Annotated in this window: 9 protein-coding genes; 4 read left to right on the forward strand and 5 right to left on the reverse strand. The window is 71.9% G+C overall.

Going from position 1 to position 10,715, the window contains the following annotated elements:
- Positions 1-354: 354 nt before the first annotated feature.
- Entirely contained in the window at positions 355-1,164 is an 810-nt protein-coding gene (locus G7063_RS10115; RefSeq protein ID WP_166414282.1) for a hypothetical protein, read from the forward strand.
- A gap of 88 nt (positions 1,165-1,252) precedes the next feature.
- On the opposite strand, the gene G7063_RS10120 is transcribed toward G7063_RS10115, so the two are convergent.
- Together G7063_RS10120 and G7063_RS10125 are read right to left on the reverse strand one after the other, a co-directional pair.
- Positions 1,253-2,374 (reverse strand): branched-chain amino acid aminotransferase, encoded by a 1,122-nt coding sequence (locus tag G7063_RS10120; protein WP_166414283.1) that lies wholly within the window; start codon positions 2,372-2,374, stop codon positions 1,253-1,255.
- 96 nt (positions 2,375-2,470) lie between these two features.
- Positions 2,471-3,514, reverse strand: a complete 1,044-nt coding sequence (locus G7063_RS10125; protein ID WP_166414284.1) for a 3-isopropylmalate dehydrogenase — start codon at positions 3,512-3,514, stop codon at positions 2,471-2,473.
- 175 nt (positions 3,515-3,689) lie between these two features.
- Here G7063_RS10125 and G7063_RS10130 point away from each other — a divergent pair, with 175 nt between their 5' ends.
- On the forward strand, positions 3,690-4,565 hold the full coding sequence (locus G7063_RS10130) for an META domain-containing protein (RefSeq protein WP_166414285.1): 876 nt from the start codon (positions 3,690-3,692) through the stop codon (positions 4,563-4,565).
- 127 nt (positions 4,566-4,692) lie between these two features.
- Here the strand turns inward: G7063_RS10130 and ilvC are convergent, their stop codons facing one another.
- The 3 genes from ilvC to G7063_RS10145 form a co-directional block, all read right to left on the reverse strand.
- Positions 4,693-5,718 carry a ketol-acid reductoisomerase gene (gene ilvC / locus G7063_RS10135; protein WP_166414286.1) on the reverse strand — a complete coding sequence of 342 codons (1,026 nt, stop codon included), beginning with the start codon at positions 5,716-5,718 and terminating at the stop codon, positions 4,693-4,695.
- A 93-nt stretch (positions 5,719-5,811) separates the two neighbouring features.
- Complete coding sequence (gene ilvN, locus G7063_RS10140) at positions 5,812-6,336, reverse strand: acetolactate synthase small subunit (protein ID WP_166414287.1); 525 nt, start codon at positions 6,334-6,336, stop codon at positions 5,812-5,814.
- A 14-nt stretch (positions 6,337-6,350) separates the two neighbouring features.
- Positions 6,351-8,216, reverse strand: coding sequence for an acetolactate synthase large subunit (locus G7063_RS10145; protein ID WP_166414288.1), 1,866 nt, complete (start codon positions 8,214-8,216; stop codon positions 6,351-6,353).
- 416 nt (positions 8,217-8,632) lie between these two features.
- Between G7063_RS10145 and G7063_RS10150 the strand changes: the two genes are divergently transcribed.
- Positions 8,633-9,964: a histidine kinase gene (locus tag G7063_RS10150; protein ID WP_166414289.1), complete on the forward strand. Its 1,332-nt coding sequence runs from the start codon at positions 8,633-8,635 to the stop codon at positions 9,962-9,964.
- A gap of 50 nt (positions 9,965-10,014) precedes the next feature.
- Complete coding sequence (locus tag G7063_RS10155; RefSeq protein WP_240916032.1) at positions 10,015-10,710, forward strand: response regulator transcription factor; 696 nt, start codon at positions 10,015-10,017, stop codon at positions 10,708-10,710.
- Positions 10,711-10,715: the final 5 nt, after the last annotated feature.

Genomic DNA, 10,715 nt, shown 5'->3' on the forward strand with positions numbered 1-10,715 from the left:
ACGCTGCTGTCCTGACCAACAAAAAGACCCCCCGGAAGGTACGGGAGGTCTGCGCGCCGGGCCGGTGGCCGGGCGCGCTACGCAATGATGAGGGTGAAGCAGGTCACACGTGAATGATGCCACCTCCGCTGACGCGCCTGGGGCGGCGACCACTCCGTGGACATCACCCCGGCTCGACGCCGTCCGTTCCCCCGCGCTGACCTGCGATGTTGCTCTGAAGTTGAGATGTCTCCCCGCTCACCGCGCGGCGCGAAGCAAACCCTTTTACGATTCCCCTGCCACGGGGGCGGCGACACCGCGTCGAGCACGTTCCCGCCGGCTACGTCATTGTTCACGACACCACAGGGGACCCTCTTGAAGACCTTCGTCCGCCGCGCCACCACGCTGGCCGCCTCGCTCGCACTCGTGGCGGTCTCCGCCCTCGTGACGACCCCCGCCGCCAGCGCAGACACCGTCGAGCCGACCCTCGGTACGCCCAAGATCTCCGGCCTCGCCCGGACTGTCGTGCCGTCGGCCTCCGGGACGCGTACGTTCACGTTCAACCTCTCCGTCGTCGGTTCGCCCGACGACGGCGGCTACTCCGACGTCAACGGCGATGGCGTGGGCGTCTACTACGGCGGCGGCTGGGCCGAGGTCGTCAAGGTGAGCTCGCGTGTCGCCAAGCCGATCGGGGCATACGTCTCCCGTGTCGGCTCCGTGACCACCGGGAAGCCGGTGAAGTACAAGCTCGAGCTCGCGAAGTTCGCGTCGCCAGGACGCTACGAGATCCGGGTCCCCGTGAAGCAGTACTACAAGCTCAACGGGCAGTACCTCGAACGCCAGGTGATCGGGCGCTTCCGCTTCGACGTCCGCGCCAACACGAACATCTCGAAGGCGAACACGTACTTCAGCGCCCCGAGCTGGAAGCCCGGCGCGACGGCGACGTTCACCGTCCGCGCCCCCGAGTACCAGCGGACGGCGAAGGTCGCGCTCTTCGTCAAGAAGAAGGGGAAGAAGTCCTACACCCGCGTCGCGCTCACGACGCTCGGCAAGGCCTCCTACGGGTCCGTGGTGAAGATCAAGGCCAAGAACCTGCGCGTCGGCGACCGCATCTACTTCAAGGTCGGCTCCGTCTCGTACGCCCCGGGATACTCCCTCTCCTCGGTGCTCATCAAGCGCGTCTGAGCTTCGCACCGCCGGACACGACGAGGCCCCGCCGACTTCGGTCGGCGGGGCCTCGTCGTGTCCGGGCGCGGCAGCAAAGAGCGTCGGCTCAGACGAGCCGGTGCATCCAGCCGTGACGGTCGGGGCGGCGGCCGTTCTGGATGTCGGTGAGCTCTTCTCGGATCGACATCGTCAGCGCGCCCGCTCCGCCGTCCGCGACCGGGAGGTCGAAGTCGGCGCCGGCGAGGCGACCGATGGGCGTGAGGACGGCAGCCGTGCCGCACGCGAAGATCTCGGCGATCGATCCGTCACGCAGCCCGTCGAGCACCTCGGCGAGCGTGATGGTGCGCTCGTGGACCTCGATGCCGCGGTCGGCGACGAGCTGGAGGATCGAGCGGCGCGTCACGCCCTCGAGGATCGAGCCCGTGAGGGCCGGCGTCGACACCGAGCCGTCGGCGCCGACGACGAAGATGTTCATCCCGCCGAGCTCCTCGAGCGTCGTGTTCGTCGCGGCGTCGAGGAAGGCGACCTGGTCGCAGCCGTTCGCGTAGGCCTCCTGCTGCGGGAGCAGGCTTGCGGCGTAGTTGCCGCCGCACTTGGCCGCGCCCGTGCCGCCGGCGCCGACGCGGTGGTAGTTCTGCGACACCCAGATGGAGACGGGGTTGACGCCCTTGGCGAAGTACGGGCCGACGGGCGAGGCGATGACGAGGTACTCGGCCTCGAGCGTCGAGCGCACGCCGATGAACTTCTCCGAGGCGTACATGAACGGGCGCAGGTAGAGGCTGGCCTCGTCGCCCGTGGGGATCCACTCGCGGTCGACGCGCACGAGCGCCTCGATCGACGCGACGAAGTCCTCGACGGCGAGCTCGGGCAGCGCGAGGCGGCGGGCCGAGGCGGCGAAGCGCTCGGCGTTGGCCTCGGGGCGGAAGGTCCACACGGAGCCGTCGGAGTGCTGGTACGCCTTGAGGCCCTCGAAGATCTCCTGCGCGTAGTGGAGGACGGCCGTCGCGGGGTCGAGCTGCAGCGGGCCGTACTTCTCGACGCGGCGCTCGCCCCAGCCGCCGTCGGCGGTCCAGCGGGCGCGGGCCATGTGGTCGGAGAAGACGGTGCCGAAGCGCGGTGCGGCGAGCGCCTCGGCTCGCTCGGCGGCGGGCGTCGGCGTGTCCGTGAGGCGCACGTCGTAGGCCGCGGCGAGGTCGGAGATCTGCGTGGTGGTGGTGCTGTCGTTCATGGGGTGGCCTTTCACCGGGCGGGCGCGCGGGGTGCGCGCCCGCCTTCAACGGACGTTACCGGGTGAGGACGGCCGAGGGCACGGGACCCGCTGGGGTCACTCGGCCACGCGCTGCGCGAGGTCGGTGCCGATCTCGGCCGTCGACCGTACTCGGGTGCCGCGCTCGACGAGGTCGGCCGCGACCGCGGCCGTCACCTTCGCCGACTCGGCCGTGTAGCCGAGGTGGTCGAGAAGCATCGCGACCGAGAGGACGGTCGCGGTCGGGTCGGCCTTGCCCTGGCCTGCGATGTCCGGGGCGGAGCCGTGGACCGGCTCGAACATCGACGGGGCGGTGCGGTCCGGGTTGATGTTCGCGGAGGCCGCAAGACCGATGCCGCCCGTGATGGCGGCGGCCTGGTCCGTGAGGATGTCGCCGAAGAGGTTGTCGGTGACGATGACGTCGAACCGCGAGGGGTTCGTCGTGAGGAAGATCGTCGCGGCGTCGACGTGGAGGTAGTCCGTCGTCACCTCGGGGAACTCGGCGTTGACGGCCTCGACCGTGCGGCGCCACAGGTGGCCCGCGTGGACGAGGACGTTGTGCTTGTGGACGAGCGTGAGGTGCTTGCGCGGGCGCACGGCGGCGCGGGCGAAGGCGTCACGGACGACGCGCTCGACACCAAAGGCGGTGTTGACGGAGACCTCGTTGGCGACCTCGTGCGGCGTCCCGGTGCGGATCGAGCCGCCGTTGCCGACGTACGGGCCCTCGGTGCCCTCGCGGACGACGACGAAGTCGATGTCGCCGGGCTCGGCGAGCGGCGAGCGCACGCCCGGGAAGAGCTTCGCGGGGCGGAGGTTGACGTAGTGGTCGAGCGCGAAGCGCAGCTTGAGCAGGAGGCCGCGCTCGAGGACGCCCGACGGCACCGTCGGGTCGCCGATCGCGCCGAGCAGGATCGCGTCGTGGCCGCGGATCGCGTCGAGGTCGGCGTCGGTGAGGGTCTCCCCCGTCGCGTGCCAGCGCTGCGCGCCGAGGTTGAAGGCCGTCTGCGAGACCGTCGCGTCGGTGCCCTTGAGGGCCGCCTCGAGGACCGCGAGGCCCTGCTCGACGACCTCGATGCCGATGCCGTCGCCCGCGACGACCGCCAGGTTGATGTTGCTCGTCATGCGGGGGATCGTATGCCGCGGCGTCCGCACTCCGACGGACCGTCTCACCACATGGTGAGACGACACATTCCGTCGGGCGAGATGGCGACGGGCGCGCACCCCTTCTTCGCGACGCGTGCAAGCCCCACGCCGGCCAGGACACATGCAGGACGTCACCCACCCGAGAGGATCCCTCGTGAGCACCACCTCCCGTCCGTCCCGGCGCGCGCGCGTCGCCGCCGTCGTCGCGCCCGCCGCGCTCCTGCTCGGCGCGTGCGCCGCCCCGGGCGCACCCGGCACGCAGCCGACGACGATCGACGAACCCGCACCCGTCGCGCTCACTGACGCGCGCGAGGCCGTCGGCACGTGGACCGTCAGCGGCACCACCGCCGACAAGGGAGCGGTCGTCCAGATCGGCTACGGCATGACCCTGTGGCTCGACTGCGGCCGCGTCGATGGTTCCTACCTCCTCGGAGCTGACGGCACGCTCCTCACCGACGCGTGGTCCGGCTCTGGCACGTGCGACATCCCGAACCTCCCGGCATGGCTCGACGACGCGGCCTCGCTCGCGACCGCCGGCGACGACCTCGTCCTTCTCGGCGCCGACGGCGCCGCGACGGCCACCCTCACGCCCGGCGGCACCCCGAAGGTCCCCGCGCACGACTCCCCCGACCTCGCGCAGGACCCCGTCCTCGACGACGCGCTCCGCTCAGCGCTCGACCCGGCCTCCCCCGCGCTCCCTGCCGGCGTCACCGCCGCGACGACGGACGAGCTCGTGGGCCGCTGGCTCCCGGCCGAGCCCGTCGGTGACCCCGAGGCCTCCCACCTCACCCTCGCGGCCGACGGCACCTGGGTCGGCTCGGACGGCTGCAACGGCGTCAGCGGCCTGTGGCTGTCCGACAAGGGCTCGTGGCGAGCGATCGCCGGCCCCCAGACGCTCATCGGCTGCGAGGGCGTCCAGATGCCGGTGTTCGCCTCGGGTGCGCGCGCCGCTGGCCTCGACGCCGACGGCCGCCTCGTGCTCGTCGACGCCCAGGGTGCCGAGCTCGTCCGCCTCGTCAAGAAGGCCTGACCCCGGCGCAACGCCGGAACCGACTCGTAGGGCCTCAGCACCATCGAATGGTGCTGAGGCCCGACGAGTCGGACGACGACGGCCCGCCCGCACCAATCGGTGCTGGCGGGCCGTCGTCGTGCAGGGGTCAGCGCGCGGCCGAGCCCTCCGTGTAGTCAGCGTCCTGCTGCTTCCACGCGAAGAGCGAGCGGAGCTCGCGACCGACGGTCTCGATCGGGTGCTGGGCGCCCTTCTCGCGCAGGGCGTGGAACTCGGGCGCGCCCGCGTCCTGGTCGCCGATGAAGCGCTCCGCGAAGGCACCCGACTGGATGTCCGCGAGGACGGCCTTCATGTTCTCCTTGACCTCGGGCGTGATGACGCGCGGGCCCGAGACGTAGTCGCCGTACTCGGCCGTGTCGGAGACCGACCAGCGCTGCTTGGCGATGCCGCCCTCCCACATGAGGTCGACGATGAGCTTGAGCTCGTGGAGGACCTCGAAGTAGGCGATCTGCGGCTGGTAGCCGGCCTCGGTGAGGACCTCGAAGCCGTACTGGACGAGCTGCGACGTACCGCCGCAGAGGACGGCCTGCTCGCCGAAGAGGTCCGTCTCGGTCTCCTCGGTGAACGTCGTCTTGATGACGCCGGCGCGGGTGCCGCCGATGGCCTTCGCGTAGGACAGCGCGGTGGCCCACGCCGTGCCGGTCGCGTCCTTCTCGACCGCGATGATGTCCGGGATGCCGCGGCCCGCGACGAACTCGCGGCGCACAGTGTGGCCCGGTGCCTTGGGGGCGACGAGGATGACGTCGACGCCCTCGGGCACGGTGATGTAGCCGAAGCGGACGTTGAAGCCGTGGGCGAACGCGAGCGTCTTGCCCTCGGCGAGGTGCGGCTCGATCGACTCGGCGTAGATCGAGCGCTGGTGCTGGTCCGGCGCGAGGATCATGATGAGGTCCGCCCAGGCCGCAGCCTCGGCGACCGTCTTGACCTCGAAGCCCTCGTCGGCCGCCTTGGCGATCGACTTCGAGCCCTCCTTGAGCGCGATGACGACCTCGACGCCCGAGTCACGCAGGTTCTGCGCGTGGGCGTGACCCTGCGAGCCGTAGCCGACGATCGCGACCTTCTTGCCCTGGATGATCGACAGGTCGGCGTCGTCGTCGTAGAAAAGCTCTGCCACGATGGTTCTCCTCGTTGATGTTCGTTGTGAAGCGTGGGTCGGCGACCGACCGTCCGGGTCAAGTCAACCGTAGGACGGCTGTCCGCCGCAGGATCAGGCGGTGCGTGAGACGCGCTCGAGGGCGCGGTCCGTGATGGAGCGCGAGCCGCGACCGATACCGATGGCACCGGACTTGACGATCTCACGGACGCCGTACGGCTCGAGCGCCGCAAGCAGCGCGCGGAGCTTGCCGGGGTTGCCCGTGGCCTCGATCGTCACGGCGTCGACCCCGACGTCGACGACGTGCGCCCGGAACAGCTCGACGACCTCGAGCACGGCCGAGCGCGTGCCGGCCTCGGCCTTGACCTTGACGAGCAGGAGCTCGCGCTGGACGGACGACTCGTCGTCGAGCTCGACGATCTTGATGACGTTGATGAGCTTGTTGAGCTGCTTCGTCACCTGCTCGAGAGGGAGCTCGTCGACGTCGACGACGATCGTCATGCGCGAGATGCCCTCGTGCTCGGTCGGCCCGACCGCGAGGGAGTGGATGTTGAACGAGCGGCGCGCGAACAGGGCGGCGACGCGGGTGAGGGCGCCGGGCTTGTTCTCGAGCAGCACGGCGAGGGTGTGACGGGTCATGGTGCCGGTTCCTCTCAGTCCTCGCGGTCCCACGCCGGGGAGATCCCCTGCGCGTACTGGATGTCGTCGTTGCTCACGCCGGCGGCGACCATGGGCCACACCATGGCGTCGCGCGAGACGTTGAAGTCGATGAGCACGGGCTGGTCGTTGATCTCCCGCGCCTTCTTGATGGTCGCCTCGACGTCGCTCGCGTGCTCGACGCGCAGGCCGACGCAGCCGTACGCGTCGGCGAGCTTGACGAAGTCGGGCACGCGCATCGTGCCGTGGCCCGTGTGGAGGTCGGTGTTGGAGTAGCGCTCGTCGTAGAAGAGCGTCTGCCACTGCCGGACCATGCCGAGCGAGGAGTTGTTGATGAGCGCGACCTTGATGGGGATGTCGTTGATCGTGCAGGTCGCGAGCTCCTGGTTGGTCATCTGGAAGCAGCCGTCGCCGTCGATCGCCCAGACCTCGCGGTCGGGGTCGCCGACCTTCGCGCCCATGGCGGCCGGGATGGAGTAGCCCATCGTGCCGAGGCCGCCCGAGTTGAGCCACGCGTTCGGGCGCTCGTAGCGGATGAACTGCGCGGCCCACATCTGGTGCTGCCCGACGCCCGCGACGTACACGGCCTCGGGGCCGGCCATCTCGCCGAGCGTCTGGATGACGTGCTGCGGCGAGAGGAGGCCGTCCGCCGTCGGCGAGTAGCCGAGCGGGTAGGTCTCGCGCCAGTCGTCGATCGTCGCCCACCAGGCGGCGAGGTCGGGCTTGCCGTTCTTCGCGTGCTCGTCGGCGAGCGCCGGCACGAGCTCGGAGATCGTCTCGCGCAGGTCGCCGACGATCGGGACGTCGACGACGCGGTTCTTGCCGATCTCTGCGGGGTCGATGTCCGCGTGGATGATCGCGGCGCCGGGCGCGAACGACGAGAGCTTGCCCGTGACGCGGTCGTCGAACCGCGCGCCGAGCGAGACGACGAGGTCGGCGCGCTGGAGCGCGGCGACGGCCGGGACCGTGCCGTGCATGCCGGGCATGCCGAGGTTCTGCGGGTGGGAGTCCGGCACGGCGCCGCGCGCCATGAGGGTCGTGACCACGGCCGCGCCCGAGAGGTCGACGAGCTTGCGCAGCACGTCGGACGCTCCCGAACGGATCGCGCCGCCGCCCACGTAGAGGACGGGGCGTCGCGCGGTCGCGAGAAGCTTGGCGGCCTCGCGGATCTGCTTGGAGTGCGGCTTCGTCACGGGGTGGTAGCCGGGCAGGTAGAGGTCCGTCGGCCACTCGAAGACGGTGCGCGACTGCAGGGCGGACTTCGCGACGTCGACGAGCACGGGGCCGGGACGGCCCGTGCGCGCGATGTGGAAGGCCTCGGCGACGACGCGCGGGATGTCCGCGGGGTCGGTGACGAGGAAGTTGTGCTTCGAGACGGGCATCGTGATGCCGACGATGTCGGCCTCCTGGAACGCGTCCGTGCCGATGAACGACGCGCCGACCTGGCCCGTGATCGCGACGAGCGGGATCGAGTCCATGTTGGCGTCCGCGATCGGCGTGACGAGGTTCGTCGCGCCGGGGCCCGACGTCGCCATGCACACGCCGACCTTGCCGGACGTCTGCGCGTAGCCCTGTGCCGCGTGGCCGGCGCCCTGCTCGTGGCGCACGAGGATGTGCCGGAGCTGGGTCGAGTCCATGAGCGGGTCGTAGGCCGGGAGGATCGCGCCGCCCGGGATGCCGAAGACGGTGTCGACGCCGGCCGCCTCGAGCGAGCGGATGAGGGACTGCGCGCCCGTCATCTCCTCGCGCTGCGGTACGGACGCGCGGACGCGCTCGGCGGCCGCGGCGGCGGCGTGGGCGGGGCTGGGCGCCGGCTTGGGCGCGCTGGGCGCCTGGTCGGCTGCGGGGTGACCCTGGGCCATGGTCTTCTCCCTGGCTGCGGTGCTGGGACTGCTCTGACTGCTGGCGGGGCCTTCGCCGGATGCGGCTGCGGCCCCGGTCTCACGGTGGTGAGCGTCGATCCTCGGGTGGCGCCGCTGAGGGTTCAGCGGCAAGAAAAAACCCCTCGAGCCCGGGTGGGGGCCATGCGAGGGGAGAGCGCGCGAGAACGACCGGGATGTGGCCGGTCAGGCCGCGCGCCCGGGAAGTACTACGAGGATCGTCTGCACGAGCGCCACCCTACGCCCGGGGCGGCGCCCGTGTCACATACGGGTCGCCGCGGTCTCACGGTCCGGGACCGTGTGGTCCAGGTCACGGAGCGCTGCCCTCCCCGCGGCGGGGACCGGGTTCCTCCTCACGGCGGTGGTGGCGACGACGACGACGCGAGTTGGATCGAACCATGACCACCACACAGGCTCTCCCCACGGCCGCCGCCCCCGCTCCTCCCACCTCCACCCGGCTGCGGCGGCTCCCCGCTGCCCGCCCCGCCCCGCCCCGTCTCCTCACCGGAGTCGCGGCCCTCTCGAGCCTCGGCGTCCTCGTCACGGGCGTCTCCCTCCTCGCGACGCGCTGGCGCGCCGCGCTCGGCAGCGACGCCACCGCCGCCGACGGGGCGGCCTGGACCGAAGGCTCCAGCCTCTGGGCGCTGGTGCTGCCGGCCGCGGGCCTGCTGTGGATGGTCGCCGCGATCTGGGTCGCACGGACCCGGCCCGTCGTCGCTGCGGGCATGGCCCTCCTCGTCATCGTTCCGCCGCTGACCGTCGAGTTCGTCGACATCGCCTGGTGGGGGGCGGCGGTGGCTGCGGCCCTCGTCGGAGGCCTCGCGGCCGCCCGCCGGTCCTGGGTCCCGCTCGCCACGGCGTCCGGCCTCGCGGTCGTCGGGACCCTCGCGGCGGCACTGGGCGGCAGGTCCGATCTGGGTGCGCCCGCATGGCTCGTCGCTCCCGGCGGCGCGCTCTCCCCCGTCCGGGACGCCGTCGTCGGCTACGTGCTCCCCGTCGCCGTCGTCGCCGTCGTCATCCTCACCGTGCGCGCCCTCCTGGACGCCTGGGCAGCCCGAGACGCCTCGGTCGCCGCGGCCACGCGCGCCGAGTCCCGTCGTCTCGACGACGGCCGACGCGCCGAGATCGCACGCGACCTCCACGACGTCGCCGCCCACCACCTCTCGCTCGTCGCCGTGCGCGCCGAGTCCCTGCGCTACGCGACGCCCGACCTCACCGCGCGCACGCGCGACGAGCTGGCGCTCGTCGCCGAGGGCGCCCGTGCCGCACTCACCGAGCTGCGGCGCTCCCTCGACCTCCTGGCGCCGGACGGCCACGACGCGCCGCTCTCCCCGCCGCCGACGGCTCTCGACCTCCTCAGCCTCGTCTCCGGCGCGCAGGACGCGGGCCAGCAGATCGACGCGCACCTGCCCGCGGACGTCGACGACCTGCTCGCCCGCGTCCACGACCGCACGGGTCACGCCCTCTTCCGGATCGCCCAGGAGTGCCTGACGAACGCTCGCCGTCACGCACCGTCCGCCCCGGTGACGTTGGAGCTCTCGGAGCTCGACGGGATGCTGCGACTCACCGTGAGCAACCCGGCGACCGCCACCCCGGGGACCACCCGCCGCGGACTGTCAGGCATGTGGGATCGGGCCGCCCAGGTCGGCGGCACCGCCGGCACGGAGCTCGTCGACGGGCGTTTCGTCGTCGAGGTCACCCTGCCCCTCGTGCCCACCGACGTCCCGTGAGCGTCATGGCGCCCGGCGCCACGGGCCGGGCGCCCTGGCAGGATGACCTCGTGACCGCTCCCGACACCGCTGCCGCACCTGGTTCCGCAGGCGCACCCGTGCGCGTCGTCCTCGCGGACGACCAGCCGGTCATCCTCCACGGCCTCGCCGCGATCCTCGCGGCGACGCCCGGCATCGAGGTCGTCGGCACGGCGGCCGACGGCGCAGAGCTCGTCGACCTCGTCGCCCGCACCTCCCCCGACGTGGCACTCGTCGACGTCCGCATGCCGCACGTCGACGGCATCGAGGCGACGCGACGCGTCACCGCGTCGAGGGCGAGGACGCGGGTCGTCATCCTCACGACCTTCGACCTCGACGAGTACGTGTACGACGCGCTGCGGGCCGGGGCGAGCGGCTTCCTCCTCAAGGACGTCACCGCCGAGCGTCTCGTCGAGGCGGTGCGGCTCGTCGCCGAGGGGTCGATGCTCCTCGGCCCGGGCGTCACGCGGCGCCTCGTCACGGACGTCGCGACGCGGCAGCCGGCACCGCGCGTCGTGCCGGGCCTCGCCGATCTCACGCCGCGCGAGCGCGAGGTGTTCGCAGCGGTCGCTCGCGGGCTGTCGAACGCGGAGATCGCGGCCGAGCAGTGGGTGAGCGAGCCGACGGTGAAGTCGCACGTCTCGGAGATCCTCCGCAAGACGGGGTGCCGCGACCGGGTGCAGCTCGTCGTCGCGGCCTACGAGTCGGGCTCGGTCACGGCAGGCTGAGCCCT

The organism is Sanguibacter sp. HDW7 (genome assembly GCF_011300875.1).
Classification (GTDB): Bacteria; Actinomycetota; Actinomycetes; order Actinomycetales; family Cellulomonadaceae; genus Flavimobilis.